Origin of the sequence: Streptomyces sp. NPDC058257, assembly GCF_042881845.1 — a bacterium.
Lineage (GTDB): Bacteria > Actinomycetota > Actinomycetes > Streptomycetales > Streptomycetaceae > Streptomyces.
In genome coordinates this window covers 26,276-52,047 of sequence record NZ_JBHVXJ010000021.1, presented here as the reverse complement: position 1 = coordinate 52,047, position 25,772 = coordinate 26,276, and the positions used below count along the sequence as shown (strand labels likewise).

Genomic DNA, 25,772 nt, shown 5'->3' with positions numbered 1-25,772 from the left:
AGCACTGGTCGTGGGCCGGTCGTGGGCTACAGCAGCCCCTTGTCCTCCAGGTAGGTCCGAGCCACGTCCTCGGGCAGCCTGCGCCAGCTGTCCACCTGTTCGTTCATGGACGCCAGGTCCGCCGTCGTCAGTACGGCGTTGAGGCGGCCGAGTGCCTTCGCGACGCCCTCGCTTCCCGCGCGGGAGCGGTTGACGACCGGCACGATGTAGTCGGCGTTCTGGAGCTTCTTGTCGTCCTTCAGGAGGACGAGCCCGAAGTCGTCGAGCGTGGCGTCCGTCGACGTGGTCAGGACCATCTGGTCCTGACCGCTCTGCACGGCCTTCTTCGCCTGGGTCGTGCCCACGCCCTTGGGGTCGACGGAGGTGATGTCGATGCCGTAGACCTTCTTCAGACCGGGTTCGCAGTACGGGCGTTGCACGCATTCGTCACCCGCGGCGAGGCGTACCTTCAAGCCGGACTTGCCGAGGTCGCTCAGTGTCTTCAGGCGGTGCTGCTCGGCGTAGGACGCGGTGACGGCGAACGCGTTCTGGTCGACGGCCTTGCCCGGGTCGAGGACGGTGAGACCTCGCGGCGCCGCGAGGCCACGCAGGGCGCTCAGGGTGGCGTCGAGGTCGGGCGATCCGACCGGCTCGGCGTCCGCGCCGTTCTTCTTGGCGTTCAGCCAGTCCGCGAACGTAGCCGCGTACTCGGGGACGACGTCGATCTGCCCGGACTCCAGAGCGGGTTCGTACAGCTCGCGGTTGGCCACGGAGAGGATCTCCGCGCCGTATCCGGCCTTCCGCAGGAGCAGGGAGTACATCTGGGCGAGCAGATCGCTCTCGGTGAACCCGGCCGAACCGACGACCAGCTGATGGCTGTCGCCGGGCGGTGCGGTGACCTCGCCCTGGGTCTCCAGGGACGGCCCCGACGCACACCCGGAGAGCAGCAGAGCGATCCCGGCCGCGGCAGCCGTCGCGCCCCGCGCCGTACGCGGCCCCGTGTCCCGCCTCATCCGGTCCGCCCTCTCCCCCGCGCCCACCCGGGGGCGAGCCGTTCGCCGATCTCGAAGAGTCCCTCGACGATCAGCGCGAACACGGCGACAAGGACGGCGCCCGCCACCACCTGCGGGGTGCTCGCGAGGTTGAACCCGGCCGTGATGATCCGGCCGAGCCCCCCGCCGCCCGCGAGCGCCGCGATCGTGGCGGTGGCCACGAGCTGCACGGCGGCGATCCGCACCCCGCTCAGGACCAGCGGCATCGCGAGCGGCAGCTCGACCCGCCACAGCATCTGCCGTCCCGTCATTCCCATGCCGCGAGCGGCCTGTACGACGCTGCGGTCGACCCCGCGCATCCCGACGTACGCGTTGGTGAGCAGCGGCGGCACGGCGAACAGGACGAGCGCGACGACGGTGGGCCCCTCGCCCCACTGTCCGATGGGGGTGAGCAGGAGCAGGACGAGGACCGCGAAGGTCGGCACCGCGCGGCCGACGTTGGAAATGTTGACCGCAAGGGCCCCGCCCTTGCCGAGGTGGCCCAGGACGAGTGCGACCGGAAGGGCGATCAGGCAGCTCAGCACCAGGCAGACCACGGTGAGGACGAGGTGCTGGGTGAGCCGGTGCCAGATGCCGTCGTCGCCGGCCCAGTGCGCCGAGTCGGTGAGCCACTGCCAGGCGTCGCTGATGGTGTTCATGAGCGGACCGCCCTCGTCCACGGAGTGAGGATCCGCTGCACGCCCAGGAGCAGCAGATCTGCCAGTACGGCGATGACGACACACAGCACGGAGGCGGTGAGTACCTGCGCCTTGAAGTAGGTGTTCATGCCCGCGTAGATGAGGTTGCCGAGCCCGCCGAAGCCGACGATCGCGCCGACCGTGACCAGGGAGACCGCGGAGACGGTGGCGATGCGCAGGCCCGCCATCGCGGCGGGAAGGGCGAGCGGAAGTTCGACGGTGAGCAGCAGCCGGATCGGCCCGTAGCCCATGCCGCGGGCGGCCTGCCGGGTGTCCTCGGGGACGGCGCGCAGGCCGGCCAGGATGTTGCGCACGAGCAGCGTCAGTGAGTACAGGACGAGTCCCGCGACGACGAGGGACGCGGAGAGGCCGTACACGGGAAGCAGCAGCGAGAACATCGCGAGCGAGGGAATCGTGTAGAGGACCGTGGTGAGCGCGAGCACGGGACCGGCCGCAAGGGCCCAGCGGCGCGCGACGACGGCCAGCGGGACGGCGATGACGAGCGCGATGAGCACGGAGACCGCCGTCAGCTCCAGATGCTGGAGGACCGCGTCGACGATGATCTGGCGGCGGGTGCTCAGATACTCACCGCAGATCCACTCGTTGCGCGCGAGGCAGTCGTCCGGGGGCGCGGTCACCTCTCCATTCCAGCGGGAAGAGGCGGGGGTCAGCGCGTTCTGGTCCCCCGTACGGGCGTCGGGGCGATCCCCCGCGCCGTCCCCGCCCCCTTCACTGCTCCTATTCGCGCGTCCGCAACCCCCTGCGCAGGCGGGCGAGGGTCTGGGAGAGCAACCGCGACACGTGCACCTGCGAAAGCCCCATCGCCGTGCCGATCTCGGCCTGCGTCATCTCCTGTCCGAAGCGCATCTCGATGATCCGGCGTTCGCGCTCGTCGAGCTCCGCCAGGAGCGGCGCCAGGGCGTGGAGGTGCTCGAAGACCTCTATGGCGGGGTCCGGGGCACCCATGGCGTCGGCGAGCGAGCGGCCTTTCCGGTACGTGTCTGCGGCCTCACCCGGGTCCTGCGGGGCGTCCAGGGAGCCTGCCGCGTAGCCGTTGGCGGCCACGACCCCCTCCAGGACCTCCTCCTCGGCCACCGCGAGATCGGCCGCGAGCTCCTTGACCGTCGGTTCACGGCCGAGCACGGAGGCGAGCCGCTCCTGGGCCTTGACCAGTTCACCCCGGAGCTCCTGCAGTCTGCGCGGGACGTGCACGGCCCAGCTGGTGTCACGGAAGTGGCGCTTGATCTCCCCGAGGATGCACGGGACGGCGAACGAGACGAACTCGCAGCCTCGGCTCACGTCGAACCGGTCGATCGCCTTGATCAGGCCGATGGTCCCGACCTGGACGAGATCCTCCAGCTGACCGTTGCCGCGGTTGCGGTAACGGCCCGCGACGTAGTGCACCAGGGTCAGGTTCATCTCGATCAGGGTGTCGCGCGTGTACGTATGGTCGGGCGATCCTCGTTCCAGCGTCCGGAGCCGCTCGAAGAAGAGCTTCGACAGCTCCCGCGCGTCCACGGGCGCGACCTGGTCGGCTTCCTCGATCCACGGCAGCCCGACGGCCTCCCCCCGCGACCGCTCAGCCGGCCGCGACGAATCCGCCGACACCACCGAATCCGCCGGGCGGAACGTCGTCTGCTCGCCCTCCACACTCTCGACCGGCATGCCTCACTCCGCCACGATCGCGAAGGGAATCCCTTCGTGGTCCGCCAGCACGGCCTCGCGCGGGGTGTGGGAGCCCCGCGGTGGTGAGATGACACGTCCGCCGCAGGCCACGGCCGCTTCCGCGGTCGCGTCGACATCGGCCACGCGGAAGCACGTGTGCCAGCGGTGCCGCCCCTCGAGGCCCGGTACGGCGTCCTCCCTGAGCGCGGCGACCGGACGCGATCCGGCACGCACCACGATGCGTCCGCCGGTGTACTCCACCTGGCAGCTGTCGCCGGTCTCGCCTGCCCAGCCGAGCACGCCACCGTAGAACAGGGCTGCCGCGAAGACGTCCCCCGTGTGCAGTTCGAGCCGTGCCACAGGGCCATCCCCCACCGTCCAGCGGCGGTCGAGGGCCTGGTGCCGCAGACCGAACACCACGTCGTGGGGTCCGGCCGCCACGGCGGCACGTCCGGCCGCTGTGGTCAGCGGTCCGACCGCCACGGTGGCGCCCCGGTCACGGATCCGTCCCACCGCGCGGTCCAGGTCGTCGACGGCGAAGTGCGGCATCCAGCCCGCGTGGACCCCCAGGTCGCGGGATGCCTCACTGATGGTCCCCACCGGCGCTCCGGCCTTCAGGGCCAGGGACCGTGCGGTGCCTGGCGAGCCCAGGAGCGGCACGTGGCACCAGCCGAGGACCCGCTCGTAGAACTCCTTGGCGGCCTTCGCGTCACGCGAGGCCAGACTCAGCCAGCACGGCGCGCCGCCCGCTCTTCGCAAGGCACGCGGTGCGCGGCTTCCCCCGAGCACGGCGGACCGCCGCTCACCGGACGGAACGAGACGGACCCCACGTTCCCTCTCGTCGGTGACCCCGATGTCCCTTGTCACAGCGCCTTCTCCTCACCCGAGTTTCTGCGGTCCTGACTGTGGTTCCGCGGACGACGGGTTCGGATACGGGACCTTCTTCACTGATCCCGGGGACCAAGGCCATCTGACCGCAGGACCGAAGGGCCCGAGCGGTCAGACGGCGTCAGGCCATGTCAGGCGGCGCGGCGCGCCTGCCCCTGGTGGCCGCGGATGATGTCGGTGTAGCGGCGGCCGCTGCCCTTGACGGTGCGGCGCTGCGTCTCGTAATCGACGTGCACGAGGCCGAACCGCTTGTCGTAGCCGTAGGCCCACTCGAAGTTGTCGAGCAGCGACCAGGCGTAGTACCCGGCGATGGGCGCTCCCTTGCGGGCGGCGCTCGCACAGGCGGCGAGGTGGCGGACCAGGTAGTCGGTGCGCTCCGGGTCGTCGATCGTTCCGTCGGGGCGTACGACGTCGGGATAGGCCGAGCCGTTCTCGGTGACGTACAGCTTGCGCGCCCCGTACTCGTTCGTGAGGCGCAGCAGGAGCGTCTCGATGCCGTTCGCGTCGATCTCCCAGTCCATGCCGGTGCGGGGCACGCCGTCGCGGCGCACCTCGTGGGCGTAGGGGGCGGGGCCCGTGGGGTCGTCGGAGACGACGGCCGGGAAGTAGTAGTTCAGGCCCAGCCAGTCGAGCGGCTGCGCGATGGTCGCCAAGTCGCCTGCGCGCTCCGGGAGTTCGACGCCGTAGACCTCTTGCATGTCGGCGGGAAAGCCGCGGCCGTGGACCGGGTCGAGCCACCAGCGATTGGTGTGGCCGTCCACCCGGCGGGCGGCGGCGACATCCTCGGGGCGGTCGCTCGCGGGCTCGACCGTGGAGAGGTTGTTGACGATGCCGATCTGCGCGCCGGGCGCCGCGGCGCGGATCGCCTGGGTGGCGAGGCCGTGCCCGAGCAGCAGGTGGTACGAGGCGCGTACGGCGGCGGTCAGGTCGGTCAGGCCGGGTGCCATCCGGCCTTCGAGGTGGCCGATCCAGGCCGAGCAGAGGGGCTCGTTGAGCGTGGCCCACTGGGTGACGCGGTCACCGAAGCGCTCGGCGGCGATGGAGGCGTACGCGGCGAAGTGCTCGGCGCTCTCGCGCTCGGGCCAGCCGCCGCGGTCCTGGAGGACCTGCGGCAGGTCCCAGTGGTAGAGGGTCACCGACGGCGTGATGCCCGCGTCGAGCAGTCCGTCGATCAACTGGTCGTAGAAGTCGAGACCCTTGGCGTTGGGCGGCCCGTCGCCGCCGGGCACGACGCGCGGCCAGGCGAGGGACAACCGGTAGGCGTTGGTGCCCAGTTGCTTCATCAGCGCGATGTCCTCGCGCCAGCGATTGTAGTGGTCGCAGGCCACATCGCCGTGATCGTCGTTGTCGATCTTTCCGGGGGTGTGCGAGAAGGTGTCCCAGATCGAGGGAGACCGGCCGTCCTGGGTGACGGCCCCCTCGATCTGGTACGCCGATGTGGCCGTGCCCCACGCGAAGTCGTGCGGGAGTGCGGCAAGGTCGATGAGCTCGGACACGGACGTCCTCTCAGACGGGGTTGTGGCAAGGAGATGGGTCACTTGACGGCTCCGGCGGTCAGGCCGGCGACCAGATAGCGCTGGAGCAGGAGGAAGCCCGCCACCACCGGGATGCTCACGACCAGCGACGCGGCCATGATCTGGTTCCAGTAGACGTCGTTCTGCGTGGAGTAGCCCTGCAGGCCGATGGCGAGCGTGCGGGTGGCGTCGTTCGTCATGACGGAGGCGAAGAGCACTTCTCCCCACGCGGTCATGAAGGCGTAGACGCCGACCGCGACGATGCCTGGGATCGCGGCAGGAACGACGACCCTGAAGAGCGCGCCGATCGGCCCGCAGCCGTCGACGAGCGCCGCCTCGTCCAGATCGCGCGGCACCGAGTCGAAGTACCCGATCAGCATCCAGATCGAGAAGGGCAGCGAGAAGGTCAGATAGGTGAGGATGAGCCCGCCCCGCGAGCCGAACAGGGCGATCCCCGTGGCGTTGCCGATGTTGACGTACATCAGGAACAGCGGCAGCAGGAACAGGATGCCGGGGAACATCTGGGTGGACAGGACCGTCACCGTGAAGACGCGCTTGCCGCGGAACTGGTAGCGGCTGACGGCGTAGGCGGCGAAGACCGCGATCACCACCGAGCAGACGGTGGCCGCACCCGCCACGATCAGCGAGTTCATGAAGTACTTCGCCAGCGGAACGGTCTTCCAGATGTCGATGTACGGGCGGATCGTGAACCCGCTCGGAATCCAGCGGAACTTGCCCGACACGTCCTCAAGGGGCTTGAGCGAGCTGGACACCATCACGAACACCGGGAGCAGCACGAAGGCCGTGAGCAGCGTCAGGAAGATCCGCCGCGACCAGAGGAAGGACCGGGGGGCCGCCATCGGCGACCGGGGTTTCGCGGCCCCGCGGGGACGCGCGGCCATGCGGACGCTAGACATGCACGGACTTCCTCTCGCGCGAGGTGACCCACAGATAGACGCCCGTCACCGCGAGCAGGAACAGGAGCAGCAGTACGGACATGGCGGAGCCTGTGCCGAAGTTCCAGGTGGCGAACGAGGACTGGTAGATGTGGATCGAGATCAGATCCGCCGCCTCGGGCGCCGACCTGCCGAACAGGACGTACGGAGTGTTGAAGTCGTTGAACGTCCACAGGAAGAGGACGAGCACGAGGACCTGGTTGACGGAGCGCAGGGAGGGCAGTGTGATGCGGCGGATCTGCTGCCACATGCCCGCGCCGTCGAGCGCCGCCGCCTCGTACATCTCCCTGGGAATGTTCTGCAGCCCGGCCATCATGATGAGGAAGGCGAACGGCCAGCCCTTCCACACCGACACGGTGAGCAGCGCCACGAAGCTGTTGTCGCCGATGAGCCAGAACGGCGCGGTGTCGGTGAGGCCCAACTGGTCGTGAAGGACGTGGTTGATGAGGCCGTTGTCACGCTGGAACATGAATCCCCAGGTGATCACGGCGGCATAGACGGGCAGCGCGTACGGGATGAGGAAGAGCGCCCTGAGGAAGCCCCGCCCCTTGAACGTCTCCTGCAGATAGATCGCGGCGGTCGTCCCGATCAGCCAGCAGAGGCCGACGGAGAGCAGGGTGAACGCACAGGTGACCAAGAACGAGTGCAGCAGCGCCTCGCCCACCGGGGCGTCGAAGTCCACCGACACCTTGTAGTTGTCCAGGCCCGACCAGGGCGCGGCGCCCCAGTCGCGGATGAAGAACTGGGTGAGCTCCTTGAAGCTCATCACGGCGCCGATGACGATCGGCAGCAGATGGACGAGGAGTTCGAGCAGGAGGGCGGGGAGCAGCAGGAGGTACGGGAGGGCGATACGGCGGAGCCGGCCGGGACGGCGGGGGCGCGGGCCCCGCCCCGCGTGCGGGGCGGTCGCGGGCGGCTCCTTCGCACCCTGGACGACGGTCGTGGTTCCGGTGGTTCCCGTGTTCACGGTCGTGTCGCTCACTGCTTGGACATCTGCTGCTGAGCCTTGACCAGTTCGGCCTTCACGGACGCGGTGGTGACCTCGCGGCCGGCCGCGGCGTTCGCGAAGAGGTTCTTCACGGCGGTGCCGACCGCGGTCTCGAACTGCGACTCGTTGGCCACCTGGGGCAGGGGCGCGGCACTCTTGGCCAGGGTGTCGCGCAGGACCTTCAGTTCGGGGCGGTCGAAGGCGGCGTCCTCCTGTGCGGCCTTGACGGGCGGCACGGAGCCGTAGGACTTGCAGAGCAGCTTCTGCTCCGCGTCGCTCGTCATGAACTTCACGAACTTCAACGAGCCGTCGATGTTCTTGGTGTTCTTGAAGACGGCCATGTTGATCCCGGCCACCATCGAGTTGGTGGCCTTGCCCTGCCCCGGAGCACCGGCCTGGACCGGCACGGGCGCCACGCCCCACTCGTCGTCGCTCATGCCCTGCGACTTGAAGGTGGTGGCGGCGGCCTGCCACAGCACCATCGCGGTCTTGCCCTTGGAGAAGTCGCTCAGGGACTGGTTCTGCGCGTACTCGGCGTTGCCAGGGGCGACGATCTTGTCCTTCGCCATCATGTCGACGTACTGCTTCACGGCCGCGACGGCGCCGTCGGAGGCGAAGTCGGGCTTGCCGTCCTCGGTGAAGAAGTCGGCGCCGTGCTGCTTGCCGAGGGCGAAGACCTGGTGGATGTTGTTGGAGAGGTTCGACCCCTCCGCGCCGAGGGCCCACTTGCCGCCCTTGGAGATCTTCTTGCCGTCCTCGACCATCTCGTCCCAGGTGGCGGGCGCCTTGTCGATGCCTGCCTCCTTGAACATCTTCTTGTTGTAGTAGAGGGCGTACGCCATGGAGTACAGCGGGACGGCGGCCGGGTCCTTGTCCGACGCCCCGGCCGAACCGAGCGCCGACTCCACGAAGCGGTCCTTGCCGCCGATCTTGGCGAAGTTCTTCTCGTCCCAGGGCAGCAGGGCTCCGCTTGCCTGCAGCGACGCGCTCCAGGTGTTGCCGATGTTCAGGACGTCGGGGCCCTGGCCCGACGTCGTCGCGGTCAGGATCCGGTTGAGCAGCTCCGACCAGGGGACGACCTCGAGCTTCACCTTGATGCCCGTCTGCTTCTCGAACTTGGCGAGTTCGGGCCCCAGGATCTTCTTGTCCGCCTCTAGGTTGGGCCCTTGGTTCGAGGCCCAGTAGGTCAACGTCTTCGGCGAGTCGTTGGACCCCTCACCGCCCGTCGACGAACCTCCGCCACAGGCGGACGCGGTGAGGGCGAGCGAGAGAGTGACGGCGCCGACGGCGGCGGCTCGGATTCTGCGCATGGCTCCAGGTGTCCCTTCCGGAGGGAGTCATGGGGCGGATGGCTCAGCGCCGGCTGGAGGCAGCGCTGCGTTCAACTCTTGAATGGCCTCATGACTTAATTTAGGACGTGAGTTAAACCGGCAGGGAAGATACCGTCAAGGGGTCGCACAGAACCAACTTCGAGGCAGAGCAGGCCGGAAGGAACCACATGGCTGGGCAGCGCAACGGGCGCACGGTGCACGACCTGCGGCGGGAGAACCGCGCCGCCGTACTGCAGCGGTTGTATTTCGAGGGGCCGATGAGCCGCTTCACGCTGGGCCCCGCCACCGGGCTGAGTTCAGGTTCCATCAGCAACGTCGTGGCCGAGCTGGTGACGGAGGGGTGGGTGGAGGAGGCGGGCAGCGTGGAGTCCGACGGCGGACGCCCGCGTACGCTGCTTCGGGTCGCGCCGGGCCGTGGTCAGCTGATCGGGGTGGACGTCGGCGAGACCCGCGTACGCATCGAGCTCTTCGACCTCTCCCTCTCCGAACTCGCCCGCACCGAACGCCCGTTGACGCTCAAGGGCCATGACGTCGGCGGCATCGCGGAGCACATCCGTGACGGGATCGGCGAGGTGCTCGCCGCGGCGGGCGTCACGGATGAGGGGCTGCTCGGCGTCGGGATCGGCGTACCCGGAATCGTCGCGCGCCAAGGCGAACTCGGCGCCGTCGTGCACGGGCAGACCATCGGCTGGGACGCGGTGCCGCTGGAGTCACTGCTGCGGGATTCGAGTCGGGGGTCGCACCAACTGCCGCACTCCGTACCGTACTTCATCGACAACGGAGCCAAGACGCTCGGCCAGGCGGAGATGTGGTTCGGCGCCGGTCGCGGGACCCGCAACGCGGTGGTGGTCCTGTTCGGCTCGGGTGTCGGAGCGTGCGTCGTCACCGAGGACGTGGAGCAGGGCCGCGCCGTCGAGTGGGGGCACCTCACGGTGCGGGTGCAGGGCAGGCGGTGCCGGTGCGGGTCGCTGGGGTGCCTGGAGGCGTACGCGGGTGCGGAGGCGCTGCTCGAACGGTGGCAGGAGGCGGGCGGGCGGCCACCCGGGGGGACGGACGAGGAGCACGCGCTCACCGCCATGCTCAACGCCGCCTACCCGCAGGACGACGGCGCGGCCGACCCGACGGCCCTGATGGTCCTGGAGGAAACCGCCGAGTACCTCGGCGCCGGCCTTTCCGACCTCATCAACCTCTTCCAGCCCGAGCGGATCCTCGTCGGCGGCTGGGCCGGGCTCCAGCTGGGGCAGCGCTTCCTGACCGCGGTGAAGCGCTACATCCCCACGTACGCCCTCTCCTACCCGGCGGGGCGCGTCACCATCGGCCTGGGCCGCCTCGGCCCGGACGCGGTGACGGTGGGAGCGGCCACGCTGCCGCTCGCCGACTTCTTCGCGCGGGGCGGGCGGCGGGCGGCACCGGCGCGCGAGGCCGAACTGCCGGGCTGGCAGACCGCGTTGCAGGGGCGCGGGCCGTCCTAGGGCTGCTCTGCTCCGGGGCCACGGGCGACGCTCACGGCGGTGGCGGTGTCAGTACCGGTGGCGGTGGCGGCTTGCCCGAGGAGTGTCACCGCCTCCCTCGACGGCGAGCCGGGCTCGGTGACGGCGAGCACCAGGTTCTGGTCCGCGGCCTGGGGGAGATGGAGGCTCTGCTGGGTCACGGTGAGGGTGCCGACAAGGGGGTGACGCATCTCGTAGCTGGCGAAGTCGCAGGGGCGCACCCCGTGATCGGCCCACATCGCGGCGAACTCGTCGCTCTTGACGGTGAGTTCGCCGATGAGTGAGGTGAGCAGCGTGTCGTCGGGGTAGCGTCCCGCGACCATCCGGAGATTCTCGACGACGGCCTTGGCCTTCCCGGTCCAGTCGGTGTACAACGCGCGGGTGTGGGGGTCGAGGAACAGCATCCTGGCGAGGTTCGGGCGCTCCGCCACCCGCTCGGGGCTGTCCGGACTCACGTGCGCCGCGAACAGCGCGTGGCCGAGCCGGTTCCAGGCGAGCACGTCGGCGCGACGGCCGCTGACCAGCGCCGGGACACTCTCCAGCGTGCTCAGCAGATGGAGCGTGGTGGTCCCCACGTGCTCGGGCCGCGGTCGGCGAGACGGGGCCCGCCTTCTGCCGGCGTCGGCGAGGTCGTGCAGGTGTCCGCGCTCCGACTCGTCGAGGCCCAGGGCCCGGGCGACGGCGTCCAGGATCTCCGGGGACGCCCCTACCGACTGGCCCTGCTCCAGCCTCGTGTAGTACGAGGCACTGACACCGGCGAGCAACGCGAGCTCTTCCCTGCGCAGGCCCGTCACACGCCGCCGCTCGCCGTAATCCTTCAGGCCGACGTCCGCGGGACGCAGCTGGGAGCGCCGTACGTACAGGAAGTCGCCGAGCCGGCCTCGTTCACCCATGTCCCCCAGTCTGCATCCGGCCGCGCGCGACAGCCTGACCCTGTGCGGGGTAGGCAGCGGCGGGTCTGGCTGACCTGCGGGGATGCGGCGACGGTGGTGGTCCGAAGCCATTCACCCGGTCATGGAGCACCCCGATGGAACACATGGAACTGACGGAACAGATCACCCTCGGCGATGTCACCGTCACCCGCGTCAAGGAGTACTACGGCCCCGTCGGCATGACGCCCGGCGCCTTCATTCCCACCAGCCCGGAGGGCGCCTGGCGCGACACCGACGCCTGGCACGCGCCCGACTTCCTCGACCCTGTGACGAACATCGTCAACGCCGCGGTCCAGAGCTGGCTGCTGCGCAGCGAGGGAAAGACCATCCTCGTCGACACCGGCGCCGGCAACCACAAGGAGCGTCCGTACTCCCCGGTCTGGAGTCACCTGCGCACCGACTTCCTGGCCACCCTTGCGCGCGCCGGTGTCGCCCCCGAAGACGTGGACATCGTGATCAACACGCATCTGCACGTGGACCACGTCGGCTGGAACACCCGCCTGGACGACAGGGACTGGGTTCCCACCTTCCCGAACGCCACCTATCTGCTGCCCAAGGACGACTTCGACTTCTGGAATCCCGAGAACGGCCACAAGCCCCTGCTCGGCCGCGGCAACCAGAACGTCTTCGAGGACAGCGTCGCCCCCGTGCACCGGGCGGGACAGGTTCACCTGTGGGAGGGAGGTCACCGGATCGACGCCAATCTGCGCCTCGACGCGGCCCCCGGACACACCCCCGGCTCCAGCGTTCTCACCCTCGTCAGCGGCACGGACCGCGCGGTCTTCGTCGGCGATCTGCTGCACAGTCCCGTCCAGCTCGTCGACCCGGACCACAACAGCTGCTTCTGCGAGGACCCCGTCGGCGCCCGCGCCACCCGCCGTCGGTTCCTCGGCTGGGCCGCCGACCACAACGCGCTCGTCGTCCCCGCACACCTGGGAGGCCACGGCGCCGCCGAGGTCGAACGTTCGGGCGGCGCGTTCGCCATCAAGGGGTGGGCGCCCTTCACGCCGTACACGCGCGCGAAGGGAGACGAGACTCAGGTGACGAACGCATGACCACAGCGAACCGCACCACGAACCGCCGCACCGCGCACCGCACCGTGTCCACAGCGCAGGGCGCGGTCGTCGGCGCCCGCCACGGGAACGTCACGGTCTTCCGCGGCATCCCGTACGCCGCGCCCCCGGCCCGGGCCGGACGCTTCGCCGCGCCCGCGCCGCACGCCCCGTGGGACGGCGTCCGGGACGCGACCGCCGCGGGCCCGACAGCGCCGCAGGCCGAGCGGAACCTGGGCGCCATCGACATGTCGCCCTACTTCGGGCCCGGTTGGATCCCCGGCGACGACTACCTCACCCTCGACATCTGGACCCCTGACCGCCCCGGCCGACAAGGGCAGGACCACGCCCTTCCCGTCATGGTCTTCGTGCACGGCGGAGGCTTCGTGGCGGGCTCGACGAGGGCGGGCCTGTACGACGGCACCGCTTTCGCGCGCGACGGCGTCGTCCTGGTGAGCGTCAACTACCGCCTCGGGATCGCCGGTTTCCTCGACCTGCCCCGAGCTCCGCGCAACCGCGGCCTCCTCGACATCCTCGCCGCCCTGCGCTGGGTACGCGAGAACATCGCCGCGTTCGGCGGGGACCCCGACCACGTCACGCTCTTCGGCCAGTCCGCCGGCGCCACCCTCACCGGTGCCGTCATCGCCATGCCACAGAGCAGGGGCCTGGTCCGGCGGGCAGTCGTGCAGAGCGGCAGCGGACTGGGGGCCTTCTCGCCCGAGCAGGCCGCCCGGGTGACGAAGGCGGCAGCGTCCGCCCTGGGCATCGCGCCGCACGCCGACGCCTTCGACGCCGTCCCCGACACGCGCCTGGTCGAGGCCTCGGCCCGAATCGGCGGGATCGACCTGCGGACCGCGACCGCCCACGACCCGCTGATCGGGCTCAGCCCCTTCAGCGTGGTCGCGGACCGTCAGCCCGCCGATGCCGTCGCCGCCGGACAGGGCAGTGCCGATATCGATCTCCTCATCGGCACCAACGCCGAGGAGGGCAACCTCTACCTCGTCCCCTCCGGCGCCCACACCACCTCGACCATGGCCGATGTCCGGGCCGCCGCCGAGCGCTCGCACCCCCGGCCGGACTTGCTTCTCGACACGTACCGCGCGGCGCACCCCGAAGCGGCACCGGGACGGCTGCGGTCCGCCGTCATGGGTGACGCCCTGTTCGGCGCGGGAAGCTGGGCCCTGGCGGACGCGCACGCCGACCGGTCCTCGGGCGGCACCTACAGCTACCGGTTCGACTGGCGCTCGCGCGCCTTCGACGGCCTGCTCGGCGCCACGCACACGATGGAACTCCCCTTCGTCTTCGACCTCGACACGGAGCAACTCAGCGCCCCCGGCGGCCTGTTCGGCCCCGATTCCGTCCCTCCTCCCGACCTGGCACCCCGCATGCACGCCGCCTGGGTCCGCTTCGCCCGGACCGGCGACCCCGGCTGGGTTCCGTACGACACCGTCCGCCGGACCACGATGGTCATCGGGCACTCGTGGACGCCCCGTGAGGACCTCCGTGGCGATGTGCGCCGAGCCTGGGAGGTGAGCAGGTAGGCGCACGCGGGTCGGGCCGCCGGGTGTCCCTGCCGAAGAGACGGTATGAACTCAATTCTCGGCCGGGCCGCCGTCTTCCTCTTCCCCGACGCCGAGGGGCACCACGGCGTGCTGCCTCCGCTCCTCGTCCTGTTGACCTTTGTCACGGGTCTTGTCGACGCCGTCAGCTATCTGGGCCTCGACCGTGTCTTCGTCGCCAACATGACCGGCAATGTGGTCTTCCTGGGCTTCGCGCTCGCGGGCGACGTACAGCTGTCCGCGACGGCGTCGCTCCTCGCGGGCTCTGCCTTCGTGGCCGGAGCGTGGGCGGGCGGTCGCATCGCGCCACGGGTCGCGGATCCGCACCGGCTGTTCGCGCTCCTTGTCGCGGCGCACGCCGTACTGGTGGCCGCCGCCCTGGTGCTCGACCTGGCCGCCGACGTCGGTCAGGTACTGATCGTGCTGCTCGCGCTCGGCATGGGGGCGCAGAACGCCGTGGTCGGCAAACTCGCCGTACCCGATCTGAACACCACCGTCCTGACCCGCACCCTGACGGGTCTTGCCGCCGACCGCTTCGGCCCGGCTTCCGTACGCAGGTTCGTGTCGGTCGCCGCGATGTTCGCCGGTGCCCTCGTGGGTGGGCTGCTGCAGCTCCGTCACGGCACGGCCGCCGCGCTGGCGCCCGCGATCGCGCTGCTCGCCGTCGTCGCCCTCGCGGCGTACCTGTCCGGACGTACTCGCGACTGAGCCGCCCGATCCACCACGCGGCTGCTACCGCGCCCCTTCGACGAGCCGGGCCAGATTCGCCAACGCCATGCGCGTCCCCGTCTCGTTGTCGGCGGCGGGGACACTGTCGGGGATCCCCTCGTGCACGACGAGGACATCGGTTCCGCCGTCCACGTCGGTGAGTGTGGTCGTCATCGTCATCGTGCCGCGCAGCGCGGGATCCTCGGTCTCGAAGGCGAGCACTTCGACCACCTGCTCGTTCGGCACGAGCTTCGCGAAGTGGCCGTGGTACGTGTCGGTGTGCGCGGCCGACTTGCCGGTGCCGGACCGCTCGTCGTAGGTGAGCGAGACGCGGAACTGCCCGCCCTCGCACGCGTCGAAGGTGTGCACGTGGCCGCTCATGCCGTCCGGCACCCGCCAGCGTGCGATCGCGTCGGCGTCAAGAAGCGCCTGGTACACCGCGGCCCGCGGCGCGTTCACGTGACCGGACACCTGTGTCGAGTACATGAGCGCCAATCTAGAGCGCCCCTCGCCGGACGGCGACATCGTCCTGGGCCGGGAGCTGGTTCCCCAGGCGCGCCAGCGGGGAGAGTGCCATGAACAGCGGGGAGAGCGCCAGACAGACAGCGGTGAGCAGCAGACTCGTGCGCGGCCCCCACGCGCCTGCCAGGAAGCCGCCGAGCAGCGAGCCGAGCGGTGTCAGTCCCATGCCGACGAAGTTGATGGTCGCGACGGCACGCCCCTGCATACGGACGGGCGTGCTGGCCTGCCGTACGGCCATCATCGTGACGTTGACCAGCTGGCCGAAGGCGCCGAAGACGAAGTTGATCGCCATGAGCGAGCCGATGGTGACGGCCGAGGAGCCGTGCAGCGCGGGAGCGCAGAGCATCACGCCGTCGGCTAGCACCGCCGAGGCCACAAGGACCGTGCCGTAACCGAACCTCCCCGGCAGCCTCGCCGAGAGCAGGGAGCCCACCACCGCGCCCGGCCCCATGGCGGCGAGAGCCAGGCCGACCGCCATGCCCGACAGGTGCAACTCGCGCGGCAGGAAGAGCAGATAGACGGTCATCACGGCGGCGAACGAGAACTGGAAGAGGGCTGTGGCGACACCCACGGCCCGCAACGACGTGTTGCCGACCACGAGGCGGAGACCTTCCAGGATCTGCCGCCGGACGCGCGAGGGCCGCTCTCCCCGCTCGGCGCCCGCCGTCCCCTCGACCGAATCCGGCAGCGACTCACCTCGTCGGACGCGCCGGATCGACAGGAAGGACAGCGCGAAGAAGAACGCGGCGACCACAGTGGCGATCGGCGCGGAGAACAGCGAAACCGTCGCGCCGCCGAGCGCGGGCCCGCCGATCTGTGCCGCGGATCTGCTGCCTTCCAGCGCACTGTTTCCCGCCAGCAGCCGATCGCGGTCCAACAGCCTTACGAGCGAGGCCTGGTAGGCCACATCGAAGAACACGCTGAGCACGCCGACGAGGAAGGCGACCACGAGCAACGCCGGAATCCCGAGCACTCCGAGTACGTACGCCAGAGGGATCGCGGCCAGCGCGAGAGCGCGCCCGAGATCCGCGACGACCATCACGTTGCGGGAGCGCCGACGGTCCACCCACGCCCCGGCGAAGAGCGAGAAGAGCAGAATCGGCGCCTGCTCCACCGCACGAAGGACACCGAGCTGACCGGCGCCCGCGTCGAGTGCCACCACGGCGATGAGCGGCAGCGTCACCTGCCCTGCCTGCGCTCCGAGTTGCGAGGCGGTCTGCCCCAGCCAGAGCCTTCGGAAGTCGGCGTCCCGCCACAGGCTCGAAGGAGGACGCGCGGAAACAGCATGAGAAGCGGCACGAGAGAGGGACGGCACCGGGACCCCTTGAGGCAGCGAAAGGTTCGCCGTGCCGCAGCTCGATGGCAGCACGCGATGACAGGCCGACAGCGGCCTACGACGTCAACGCGTGCTCAGTGACCGGGCATCTCGATCTCGACTCCTCGGGGGATCATGTGGAGTTGGCACACTAGCCTTCCGCCCGCGTGCCCCGGAAGCCCCCGCGACGGCCGGCCCGCACGGAGTACGGGCCGGCCGATGGAGCCTTCTGCTGTCCGGAGCCTTTCCCAGAAGCGTCAGGCCGCGGCGGGCGCCGCCTTCTCGGTGAGGCGGGTGACGACCTCGGTGAGGGCCGCGGTGACCTCGGTGTCGTCGGCCGGGTGGATTTCGGCGAAGCGCGTCAGGGAGGCGGGGATGGACAGCTTGACGTCCTCCAGGACCGCGCCACCGGCGAGGCCCGCGGCCTTGCGGGCCTCGTCCTGCGCCCACACGCCGCCGTACTGGCCGAACGCGGTACCGACGACGGCGACCGGCTTGCCGGAGATCGCACCGGCGCCGAACGGGCGGGACAGCCAGTCGATCGCGTTCTTGAGGACGGCGGGCATGGTGCCGTTGTACTCGGGCGAGAAGAGGAGGAAGGCGTCGACGCCGCCGGCCACCTCGCGCAGACGGGCCGCGGCGGCCGGGACGCTGCCCTCGACGTCGATGTCCTCGTTGTAGAAGGGCACGTCCGCGAGACCCTCGAACAGCTCGACGTCGACGCCCGCGGGCGCGTGCTTGGCGGCGGCCTCGGCGAGCTGGCGGTTGTGGGAGCCGGCGCGGAGGCTGCCGACGAGGGCGAGGATGCGTACAGACATGGCGGAACTCCTGAAAAAGGTGCGGACGGAACTCACCTGCGGGACATGAGAACAAGCGGACCGGGGTCCGTTTAAAGTTGTACCACCTATCCGGACTGCGGTCCACTTAGCTGCTCACGGCGTTACGCTGGTCCCATGACCGGCTCCCTTCCTCCGCCCCTCCCCCTGCCCGACCCACCGGGCGGGGCGGCTGAGCTCGTCATCACCCCGGTCGGCGGACCGCCGTCGCTCAGGGCCGACGCGGCACGCAACCGCACGCGCCTGCTGGAGGCCGCCTCACAGCTGATGGCCGGGTGCGGGGCCGCGCAGCTGACCATGGACGCGGTGGCCGCGGCGGCCGGAGTCGGCAAGGGGACCGTCTTCCGGCGCTTCGGTGACCGCACCGGGCTCCTCGTCGCCCTGCTCGACCACCACGAGCAGCAGCTCCAGGCCGCCTTCCTCTCGGGCCCCGCTCCGCTGGGCCCCGGCGCTCCGCCCCTGGAGCGCCTGCACGCGTTCGGTCCCGCCCTCATCCGCCACGAACGCGACCACCACGAGCTGATCCTGTCCTCACGGACCGATCCACTGCGCACCTACGACGTCCCCGCGAACCGGCTGCGCTTCACGCACATCGCGATGCTGCTGCGCCGGGCGGGCGTCGCGGGAGACACGGAACTCCTCGCGCACACCCTGCTCGGCTCCGTCGACAGCGCGCTGGTCCATCACCTGGTCGTCGAGCGCGGCCTGTCGATCGACCGCGTGGAGGCCGGGTGGCACGACCTCGTCACCCGCCTGGTGACTCGACCGCACTCAGCTGCCTGATTCCGCCGCCCCGTGAACGGCGTGCGGCGCACCCGTCCCGTTCTTCCACTGGTCTTCCACTGGTCGTGCCGGCCATCCGACCCGGGAGGTCACGTGCGGGGCCAGTAGTCGGCGGCGGCCGGGGCGATCATGTGGTCGTCGCGAGGAACTGCGTCGCCGCAAGCTCCCCGTACAGCGGATCGGCCGCCACCAGCTCCTCGTGGGTGCCGGAGGCGCGGACCCGTCCCGCGTCCATCACCACGATCCGGTCGGCCAGCGTCACCGTCGAGAGGCGGTGCGCCACCACGAGGACCGTCACATCGCGGGAGACCTCGGCGACGGCGTCGCGCAGCGCCAGTTCGTTCACCGCGTCGAGCTGTGAGGTCGCCTCGTCCAGGAGCAGGAGGCGCGGCTTGCGCAGCAGCGCCCTGGCGATGGCCACGCGTTGGCGTTCACCGCCGGACAGCTGGGACCCGCGGTGTCCGACCAGCGTCTCCAGGCCGTCCGGCAACCGTTCGACGAGGGTGTCGAGGCGGGCGCGTACGAGTACGTCCTGGATCTCGTCGCCGGTCGCGCCGGGTGCCCCGAAGAGGAGGTTCTCGCGCAGGGTGCCGGCGAGGACGGGCGCGTCCTGCTCCACGTATCCGATGACGGAGCGCAGTTCGGCGAGCGGCCACTCGTGCACATCACGGCCGTCGACGAGGACACGGCCGCCCGTCGCGTCGTAGAACCGCTCCAGGAGGCCGAAGACGGTGGTCTTGCCCGCGCCCGACGGGCCGACGAAGGCGGTCATGCCGGGGCCCGGGATGTCGAAGCTCACGCCGTGGTGGACGTACGGAAGGCCCTCGCGGTAGCGGAAGGTCACGTCCTCGAAGGCGACGGCGGCGGGTCCCTGCCGCTCCGGCGGGCGCGCGGGCTCGGTGACGTCCTCCGTCTCCAGGCGTTCCGCCCGTACGATCCGCGCGATGGCCGCCGAGCCGACCTGATACTGCGTGACACCCTCGACGAGTCGGGACACGGGGTCGATCAGATAGAAGAGGAAGAGCAGGAAGGCCACGAGCGTCGAGACCGAGATCGCGCCGGACGCGACCCGCGCGCCGCCGATGCCCAGGACGGCCAGGAACGAGACCTGCACGGCCAGACCGACCGAACTCCAGGCCACCGCCTGCCACTTGGCGGACCGCACCCCGTACCGCCAGGCCTCCTGCGCGGCGGCCTGCACGGCGGCGGTCTCGCGCTCTTCGGCGCCCGAGGCCTTGAGGGTACGGAACGCGCCGAACGCGCGCTCCAACGCGGTCGAGATGGTGCCGACCGCCTCCTGGGCCCGCTCGGTCGACCGCGCGATCCTGGGCATCACCAGACTCACCGCGCCGCCGATGAGCACGATCACGCCGAGCGTGACGCCGAGCAGGACGGCGTCCATGAGGCCCATCATCACGATCGTCGCGATGAAGGTGAGCCCGCCCGCCACGGCGGCCACCACGGACTGTGTGGTGACCGCGCGCAGCAGTGTCGTGTCCGAGGTGATCCGGGACATCAGGTCGCCGGGCTGGGTCCGCTCCACCTCCGGCAGGCGCAGCCGCAGCAGCCGCCCTATGAGGGTGCGCCGCGCCGCGAGCACCACGGATTCGGCGGTGCGCTCAAGGACGTACGCGCCGACGGACTCGATGGCGGTGCCGAGCACCACGAGCGCGGTGAGCAGGAGGATGATCCCTGCGATCGAGTCGTCGCTGCCGAGCCGGTCCACCAGGGCTTTCGCGGCGAGCGGCTGGGCGAGGCCGGTCGCCGCGCCGATCAATGTGCACAGGGCGCCGAGGGCGACGGCCGCGCGGTGCGGGCGGAAGTAGCGGTACAGCGCCCGCCAGGTCTCGGCTGCGGGGAGCCGCTCCCGCATCGCTCTCGTCGGCGCCGACGTCGGCCTCTCCTGGGCCGGCTGCTCCGGCTCGCTCTTGGTCACGTCAGGCAGGACGCGGACAACGGGTGATCTGCCTGACAGTTGTCCGCCGCGATCGAGCGCGGGCGCGCCCCCGATGATGAGCCATCAGATCTTACGCTCCGTCACTCGCCCGGCGGGGCAGCGACTCCGCTTCCGCGTGTCATACCCCCTGAAAACTACCCGTTTCGGGTCAAAAAACGTAAAAACATATCTTCAGCCGATTCGTTGATCTTCCTGCGGTCTACACATGGTTGCGAACAGGAAGCGAGCGAACGGAGTGAGTATGCGCTCAGTCGGCCGAAGGCACGCGCTGGGTCTCGGACTTGCGGTGACAGCGGGCGCGGGTCTTGCCGGGTGCGGTGCGAAGGAGTGGGGATCCGAGGATTCCGCTTCCCCGTCGCCGTCGGGACGGCAGGGGCATGGGCGCGGGCATGGCCACGAGGGAGAGGACGGTCAGCACGGCGCCCAGCGGAAGCAGCATCCGGCGAGGCCGATCGGCGACGGTTCGACGACGTATACCGGGAAGCAGCCGAAGCAGCCGGATGCCCCGGTGCCCCTGGAGCCGGGTGAGACGCCCCCGCAGTTCGTCGTCTTCTCCTGGGACGGCGCGGGCGAGGTCGGCAACGGCCTCTTCCCGCGCTTCCTGAAGCTGGCCGAGGACCACGACGCGAAGATGACGTTCTTCCTCTCCGGGCTCTATCTCCTTCCCGAATCCAAGAAGCGTCTCTACAAGCCGCCGAACAACGCGGTCGGCGCCTCCGACATCGGTTATCTCACCGACGGTCACATCAAGGAGACGCTGAAGTACGTCCGGCAGGCCTGGCTCGAAGGCCATGAGATCGGCACGCACTTCAACGGGCACTTCTGCACGGGCACGGGCAGCGTCGCCAACTGGACGCCCGCGCAATGGCACAGCGAAATCGACCAGGCCGCCGCCTTCGTGAAGGAATGGCGCACGAATACCGGCTGGACCGATCTGCCGTCGCTGCCTTTCGACTACGACAAGGAACTCGTCGGCGGCCGCACCCCCTGCCTCCTCGGCCAGAACAACCTGCTGCCCGTCGCCCGCGAACGCGGCTGGCGTTACGACTCCTCGTCACCCGGCGGATCACAGCGGTGGCCGGGGAAACGCCACGGTGTATGGGACCTGCCGCTCCAGCAGATCCCTTTCCCCGGGCACCGTTTCGAGGTCCTGTCCATGGATTACAACGTCCTGGCCAACCAGTCGAAGAATTCGACGCGGGCACCCTCGTACAACTATCCCGGCTGGCGCACCCAGGCGACCCACTCGTATCTCGCCGGTTTCCGGCGCGCGTACGAGACGAACCGTGCCCCCTATTTCATCGGCAACCACTTCGAGGAGTGGAACGGCGGCATCTACATGGACGCCGTCGAGGAAGCCTTCAGGGGAATGGCCGGGAAGAAGGACGTACGCCTCGTCTCCTTCCGGCAGTTCGTCGACTGGCTCGACGTCCAGGATCCAGCCGTCCTCGCCAAGTTGCGCGGGCTCGAAGTGGGAGAGCGCCCCGAAGGCGGCTGGCACAGCTTTCTCGGCAAGTCGACCAAGCGAGAAATCAACAGAGAGATGGAGACAAGAAGTTGACCGCGAATCGGTTGAAGCAGAAGTACGCGCCGGTGAAGTACACGTCGGTGAAGTACGCGACGGTGGCGGGAATCGCGGCCGTCGCCGTTCTGGCGGGCCCGGCGGCGGCCGGTGCCGCTGCCGTGAGCCCGCACGCCCCGCACCCGCCCGGGGCCGCCGCGACCGCGGCCCCGCGACCCACGCTGACGGCGAAGTCCACCGTGGGCAGCGTGCACGCGTGGCATGACTTCCACATCTACGGCGTCAGCCACCACATGCGGGCGGGCACGCGCGTCACGCTGCAGCAGAAGCAGGGCAAGCGGTGGGTGTCGCTGCCCGCGTCGGTGTACACCGCGCGCTCCGGGGCGTACAACATGCGGGTCAAGCTCGGCTGGAAGGGACGCAACTCCCTGCGCGTCGTGGGCGGCGGCGCCATCTCGCCCGTCATCTATGTGACGGTGCTGCGCTGAGCCGACGGCCCCACCCGGTTGCCCGAACCCGGGCATGAGCTCACGAGCCCGTGCCCGGGCGACGGCGGTCGGGGGCCTCAGCCGACGTCCCGCTTGCCGAGCCCGGTCCGGGGCGCGAGCCCGAGCACGCCGACCTTTCCGGTGTGGCGGTTGGTCTTTTCACGCACAAGGCGTTCAAGGCGGCCCGCCCCTGAAGATCGCCCTCGCGGTGGCCAGGGCGCACTGCCTGCTCGGGACGATCTCGACGCTCGCGGGCCAGAAGATCGAGGACAACACCACGGACGGACTGAGCCTTGAGCGGCTCTACGCGCTCAAGGGCACGGACGGCAGGACGTGGGGCCAGGTCGTCGACGGGCAGAAGCTCGGCGTCGGCATCGGCCGCGCGGGCTCCGGCGCCACGCACGAGATCGGCTTCCCCGTCCTTCAGTACCGCGGCTCGCTGGAGGAAGTCATCCCGATCGAGACCGAGGACGCGACGCGCGAGGCGTACCGCAAGGCCAACATCACCACCCGGTGGAAGACCTATCCGGGCGAGCACCTGACGGCCGATCAACTGGCGAAGGACGACACGGTGAAGTGGCTCGGCGACCGCTTCGAAGGCAAGCCGGAGTTCGGCAACTGTCTGCTCCCGTGAGTTGTCTCGCACTCGCTGCCTCTTGTCACCCGGGTGACAAGAGGCAGCATCATGTCCATCCGTCCTTGATGGGCCGCCGCGCACCCGTGGCGGTATCTTCACCCAACCTTTGTCCCCCGCGCGCAGAGGGAGCACTCCATGGTGAACGGTTCGCCGCTGCCCGCCGGTGTACCCCCGGCAGGCGGCCCCGCGTCCGCGGGCACCCCGGCAGAGGAGTCGCACGCCGCGTTCAGAGCGTTCCCCTCGGGCCTCCACGATCACGTGAGACCGTTCCTCGACGACATCACGTCGGAGGTGGTGCGGGCGATCCGCACGGAGATACCGGAGTACGCGCGCCCGACCAATGACACGTACATGCATGTCGTGAACCGGGGCGTGGAACAGGCCCTGGAGGGTTTTCTGGCCCGGATGGCCCACCCGGACACCGACTGGGAGTCGGTGAAGGCCACGTACCAGAACATCGGCAGGGGCGAGGCGGACGAGGGCCGCAGCCTCGACTCCTTCCAGTCGGCGCTGCGTCTGGGCGCGCGCGTCACCTGGCGCCGGGTGAACGCGATGGTCGACGCCGACCTGCTGCCCCGGCATGTGCTCGCCGCGTTCGGCGAGGCGCTGTTCCTGCACCTGGACGAGATGGCCGCGGCGACGACCGCCGGCTACACCGAGGCCAGGCTGCACGCGGCGGGCGAACTGCAGCAGCGCCGGGCCCGCCTCATCGACCTGCTGACTGCCGATCCTCCCGCGTCGGCGGAGGCCATCGCCGACCTCGCGCAGACCGCCCAGTGGCCCATCCCGCGCGAGGTGGCGGTCGTCGTCATCGACCACGCCCTCACCCCGGAGACCGTCAGGCCCATCGTGCCGCCGGAGTTCCTCGCGCGCTTCTCCGAGCAGCCCGGCTGCATCGTGGTGCCCGACCCGGAGGGCCCGGGGCGGGCCCGCTCGATCGCCGCCGCGCTGCAAGGGCTGCGTGCGGTGATCGGCCCCACGGTCCCGCTGCACGAGGGCGCGCGCTCGCTGCGCTGGGCGCTCGATGCCCTGGAGCTGTCCCGGCGCGGCATCCTGCCCCGGGCGGGCCTGCTGCACTGCGCCGACCATCTGGCGACGCTGCTGCTCTTCCACGACGAGGCGCTGATCGACGCGCTCGCACAGCGGCATCTGCTGCCCCTTGACGAGGTGCGCTCACCACAGCGGGAGCGCCTGGCCGAGACCCTGCTGTGCTGGCTGCGGTGCGGGCACAACGCGAGCGAGGTCGCCACGCGCCTCGCCGTGCACCCGCAGACGGTCCGCTACCGCCTGCGGCAGCTGGAAGAGGTCTTCGGTGACCGGCTGCACGATCCGGTGGCGCAGTTCGAGATGCAGTTGGCGCTGCACGCGTTGAGCCTGCGCCCGGCTCCCGGTTAGGCCCACAGGCGTGTCCCCGGCACGTCACCCGGACGCGCCGCGGGGGCGGCCGCCCCCGACCGTTATCGAGCCGTAATGTCCCCTTCGTCCCACGTCCCAGGCGAAGGAGAGTTCTTACGTGCGTGCCCGCCTCATGGCCGCTGCCATCGAACCGACCGCCCCGACCGTCCTGACCACGACGCGGACCCCCTCCCGGCCCCTCCCGCGCCTCGTGGTTCTCTTCCTCCTCCCCCTGCTCACCGCCCTCAGCGGCCCCCTGCTCGCCCCGGCGCACGCCCACGCGGACGCGCCGGTACGGCACGCCCCGTCCGTCACCAGCCTGCTGGCCCCGCCGCGCGCCCCCGACGACCCCTGCACCAGCAAGGACCCAGCGGTCTGCCTGATCCGGCAGATGACTCCGGAGGAGCGGGAGCGGGCGCGCGAGGTGCGGCTGCGTTACCACGCGCTCCTGGACACCATGGAGCGCGTGGCCGACCGTATGCACGAGGAAGGGCGCTCCGACGAGGAGATCGCCCGCGTCCTCGTCGACATGCGCAACGATGCCAAGGACATCACCCGCGCCGGAATGACCCCCGAGGCGGTGCAGGCCCTGGAGCAGCGGAACATGAAGAAGTACGGCAATCCCCTGGGCCCGACGGCGGAGCAGCAGTTCCTCAAGTACGGCAGCTGGCACAAGGTCATCGAGGCGGCGACCCGCAGCAGCGCCGCCGTCGACCAGGAACTCGGCATCCCGCCGCGCGTCTGACCTCCATGCTGCTTCAGGATTACGACCGTCACGGCCGGACGTGGGCCCTCGACCCCCGGACGGGTCTCGTCTCCCCCGGGTCCGGCCGCTGTCACGGCTTCGTCCACGTGAGCGACGAGGCGACAGCGGCGCTGTACGCCGACCCCTCCGACGGCGAACCGGCCCTCTGGCTCCAGTACCGCCAACGCCGCTGGAACTGCGCCACGGTGATGGCCCATCAGTCGCCCGGGCCGAACGGCACCCGCCGCTTCACCGTCGAGGACGCGCGGGGAACAGCTCTCGAACTGCTCTACCCCGCGCCGGATCCCGGCCCCTTCGACCCGACATACGACTGGATCGACGCGGAGGGCGACGATTTCTTCCTCTGGGCGGCCGGTCGCCTGAGGGACGCGAACGCGGACACCACGGCGCGTACCACACTCCTGTCGCACTTCCGGGCCGGTTTCCTCCCCGCCTGAGATCGCAAGTAGCCTTTCCGAGCGATGAGTTGATGCCTCCCGCCGAGTCTTCACTCACACGAGGAGCAACCGAACAAGACCGGGCCGCGCACAAGGTTCGCGACCCCCACCAGGAGGTACACCATGTGCGCCCACCAGCCCCCGTGCCCGCCCGCCGAGAGCCCCGACCACGTCGCGGCCCGGATCCTCTCCGCCCACCCTGAACAGGGCTGGAGCCTGCTGTGCAACGGCACGATCGTCTTCGACGACACCGGCGAACTGCTGCCGGACGGACGCGTGGTCGCTGTGGCGCGGACGCTGGCGATGGCGGCCTGATCCCGCGC

General features: G+C 70.2%; 26 protein-coding genes. 12 read left to right on the top strand and 14 right to left on the bottom strand.

Translation table 11 applies throughout. The features are described 5' to 3' along the window. Positions 1-26 precede the first annotated feature (26 nt). The 9 genes from ACFVXC_RS34675 to ACFVXC_RS34635 all read right to left on the bottom strand — a co-directional run bounded on the left by ACFVXC_RS34675 (position 27) and on the right by ACFVXC_RS34635 (position 9,029). Positions 27-992 (bottom strand): ABC transporter substrate-binding protein, encoded by a 966-nt coding sequence (locus ACFVXC_RS34675; RefSeq protein WP_389913794.1) that lies wholly within the window; start codon positions 990-992, stop codon positions 27-29. Continuing rightward, the gene (locus ACFVXC_RS34670; RefSeq protein ID WP_389913791.1) at positions 989-1,669 is read right to left on the bottom strand and encodes an ABC transporter permease; all 681 of its coding nucleotides are present in this window, start codon (positions 1,667-1,669) and stop codon (positions 989-991) included. Before ACFVXC_RS34670 ends, ACFVXC_RS34675 begins: the two co-directional genes overlap by 4 nt. Further along, positions 1,666-2,346, bottom strand: a complete 681-nt coding sequence (locus ACFVXC_RS34665; protein WP_249591883.1) for an ABC transporter permease — start codon at positions 2,344-2,346, stop codon at positions 1,666-1,668. Before ACFVXC_RS34665 ends, ACFVXC_RS34670 begins: the two co-directional genes overlap by 4 nt. Before the next feature lie 100 nt (positions 2,347-2,446). After that, on the bottom strand, positions 2,447-3,373 hold the full coding sequence (locus ACFVXC_RS34660; RefSeq protein WP_389913788.1) for a SigB/SigF/SigG family RNA polymerase sigma factor: 927 nt from the start codon (positions 3,371-3,373) through the stop codon (positions 2,447-2,449). A 3-nt stretch (positions 3,374-3,376) separates the two neighbouring features. Then, complete coding sequence (locus ACFVXC_RS34655) at positions 3,377-4,240, bottom strand: VOC family protein (RefSeq protein WP_389913785.1); 864 nt, start codon at positions 4,238-4,240, stop codon at positions 3,377-3,379. 152 nt (positions 4,241-4,392) lie between these two features. Next, positions 4,393-5,757: a GH1 family beta-glucosidase gene (locus ACFVXC_RS34650; protein WP_389913782.1), complete on the bottom strand. Its 1,365-nt coding sequence runs from the start codon at positions 5,755-5,757 to the stop codon at positions 4,393-4,395. A 38-nt stretch (positions 5,758-5,795) separates the two neighbouring features. Beyond that, entirely contained in the window at positions 5,796-6,635 is an 840-nt protein-coding gene (locus ACFVXC_RS34645) for a carbohydrate ABC transporter permease (RefSeq protein WP_389914006.1), read from the bottom strand. 49 nt (positions 6,636-6,684) lie between these two features. Continuing rightward, the gene (locus tag ACFVXC_RS34640) at positions 6,685-7,713 is read right to left on the bottom strand and encodes a carbohydrate ABC transporter permease (protein ID WP_389913779.1); all 1,029 of its coding nucleotides are present in this window, start codon (positions 7,711-7,713) and stop codon (positions 6,685-6,687) included. After that, complete coding sequence (locus tag ACFVXC_RS34635) at positions 7,710-9,029, bottom strand: ABC transporter substrate-binding protein (RefSeq protein WP_389913776.1); 1,320 nt, start codon at positions 9,027-9,029, stop codon at positions 7,710-7,712. Before ACFVXC_RS34635 ends, ACFVXC_RS34640 begins: the two co-directional genes overlap by 4 nt. 188 nt (positions 9,030-9,217) lie before the next feature. Between ACFVXC_RS34635 and ACFVXC_RS34630 the strand changes: the two genes are divergently transcribed. Beyond that, entirely contained in the window at positions 9,218-10,522 is a 1,305-nt protein-coding gene (locus ACFVXC_RS34630; protein ID WP_389913774.1) for an ROK family protein, read from the top strand. Here ACFVXC_RS34630 and ACFVXC_RS34625 read toward each other — a convergent pair. Continuing rightward, complete coding sequence (locus ACFVXC_RS34625) at positions 10,519-11,433, bottom strand: helix-turn-helix transcriptional regulator (RefSeq protein WP_389913771.1); 915 nt, start codon at positions 11,431-11,433, stop codon at positions 10,519-10,521. The two genes, ACFVXC_RS34630 and ACFVXC_RS34625, sit on opposite strands and share 4 nt — an antisense overlap. A gap of 134 nt (positions 11,434-11,567) precedes the next feature. Between ACFVXC_RS34625 and ACFVXC_RS34620 the strand changes: the two genes are divergently transcribed. The 3 genes from ACFVXC_RS34620 to ACFVXC_RS34610 are packed head-to-tail and all read left to right on the top strand — an operon-like array spanning position 11,568 to position 14,791. Beyond that, positions 11,568-12,527 carry an MBL fold metallo-hydrolase gene (locus ACFVXC_RS34620; RefSeq protein WP_389913769.1) on the top strand — a complete coding sequence of 320 codons (960 nt, stop codon included), beginning with the start codon at positions 11,568-11,570 and terminating at the stop codon, positions 12,525-12,527. Further along, entirely contained in the window at positions 12,524-14,065 is a 1,542-nt protein-coding gene (locus tag ACFVXC_RS34615) for a carboxylesterase/lipase family protein (RefSeq protein WP_389913766.1), read from the top strand. The genes ACFVXC_RS34620 and ACFVXC_RS34615 overlap by 4 nt, the downstream gene beginning before the upstream one ends. Before the next feature lie 45 nt (positions 14,066-14,110). Then, complete coding sequence (locus ACFVXC_RS34610) at positions 14,111-14,791, top strand: YoaK family protein (RefSeq protein ID WP_389913763.1); 681 nt, start codon at positions 14,111-14,113, stop codon at positions 14,789-14,791. A gap of 24 nt (positions 14,792-14,815) precedes the next feature. Here ACFVXC_RS34610 and ACFVXC_RS34605 read toward each other — a convergent pair whose 3' ends face one another. The 3 genes from ACFVXC_RS34605 to ACFVXC_RS34595 form a co-directional block, all read right to left on the bottom strand. Beyond that, complete coding sequence (locus ACFVXC_RS34605) at positions 14,816-15,277, bottom strand: SRPBCC domain-containing protein (RefSeq protein ID WP_389913760.1); 462 nt, start codon at positions 15,275-15,277, stop codon at positions 14,816-14,818. 10 nt (positions 15,278-15,287) lie between these two features. Then, positions 15,288-16,628 carry an MFS transporter gene (locus ACFVXC_RS34600; RefSeq protein WP_389913757.1) on the bottom strand — a complete coding sequence of 447 codons (1,341 nt, stop codon included), beginning with the start codon at positions 16,626-16,628 and terminating at the stop codon, positions 15,288-15,290. Between the two features lie 257 nt (positions 16,629-16,885). Further along, positions 16,886-17,446: an NAD(P)H-dependent oxidoreductase gene (locus tag ACFVXC_RS34595; protein ID WP_389913754.1), complete on the bottom strand. Its 561-nt coding sequence runs from the start codon at positions 17,444-17,446 to the stop codon at positions 16,886-16,888. Positions 17,447-17,581: 135 nt separating this feature from the next. Between ACFVXC_RS34595 and ACFVXC_RS34590 the strand changes: the two genes are divergently transcribed. Beyond that, positions 17,582-18,247 carry a TetR/AcrR family transcriptional regulator gene (locus ACFVXC_RS34590; protein ID WP_389913752.1) on the top strand — a complete coding sequence of 222 codons (666 nt, stop codon included), beginning with the start codon at positions 17,582-17,584 and terminating at the stop codon, positions 18,245-18,247. A gap of 127 nt (positions 18,248-18,374) precedes the next feature. Here the strand turns inward: ACFVXC_RS34590 and ACFVXC_RS34585 are convergent, their stop codons facing one another. Then, positions 18,375-20,120, bottom strand: a complete 1,746-nt coding sequence (locus ACFVXC_RS34585; RefSeq protein WP_389914003.1) for an ABC transporter ATP-binding protein — start codon at positions 20,118-20,120, stop codon at positions 18,375-18,377. A 325-nt stretch (positions 20,121-20,445) separates the two neighbouring features. Here ACFVXC_RS34585 and ACFVXC_RS34580 point away from each other — a divergent pair, with 325 nt between their 5' ends. The 7 genes from ACFVXC_RS34580 (at position 20,446) to ACFVXC_RS34550 (ending at position 25,764) form a co-directional block, all read left to right on the top strand. Beyond that, entirely contained in the window at positions 20,446-21,765 is a 1,320-nt protein-coding gene (locus ACFVXC_RS34580) for a hypothetical protein (protein ID WP_389913749.1), read from the top strand. Continuing rightward, a complete protein-coding gene (locus tag ACFVXC_RS34575) occupies positions 21,762-22,214 on the top strand; it encodes a hypothetical protein (protein ID WP_389913746.1) in 453 nt (150 codons plus the stop codon). Before ACFVXC_RS34580 ends, ACFVXC_RS34575 begins: the two co-directional genes overlap by 4 nt. Before the next feature lie 208 nt (positions 22,215-22,422). Further along, entirely contained in the window at positions 22,423-22,848 is a 426-nt protein-coding gene (locus tag ACFVXC_RS34570) for a lipase family protein (RefSeq protein WP_389913743.1), read from the top strand. Between the two features lie 138 nt (positions 22,849-22,986). Next, positions 22,987-24,246, top strand: a complete 1,260-nt coding sequence (locus ACFVXC_RS34565; RefSeq protein WP_389913740.1) for a helix-turn-helix domain-containing protein — start codon at positions 22,987-22,989, stop codon at positions 24,244-24,246. 118 nt (positions 24,247-24,364) lie between these two features. Next, positions 24,365-24,991: a hypothetical protein gene (locus ACFVXC_RS34560; RefSeq protein ID WP_389913737.1), complete on the top strand. Its 627-nt coding sequence runs from the start codon at positions 24,365-24,367 to the stop codon at positions 24,989-24,991. Between the two features lie 5 nt (positions 24,992-24,996). After that, complete coding sequence (locus tag ACFVXC_RS34555; RefSeq protein ID WP_389913735.1) at positions 24,997-25,449, top strand: hypothetical protein; 453 nt, start codon at positions 24,997-24,999, stop codon at positions 25,447-25,449. Between the two features lie 123 nt (positions 25,450-25,572). Beyond that, complete coding sequence (locus ACFVXC_RS34550; RefSeq protein WP_389913732.1) at positions 25,573-25,764, top strand: DUF5999 family protein; 192 nt, start codon at positions 25,573-25,575, stop codon at positions 25,762-25,764. Positions 25,765-25,772: the final 8 nt, after the last annotated feature.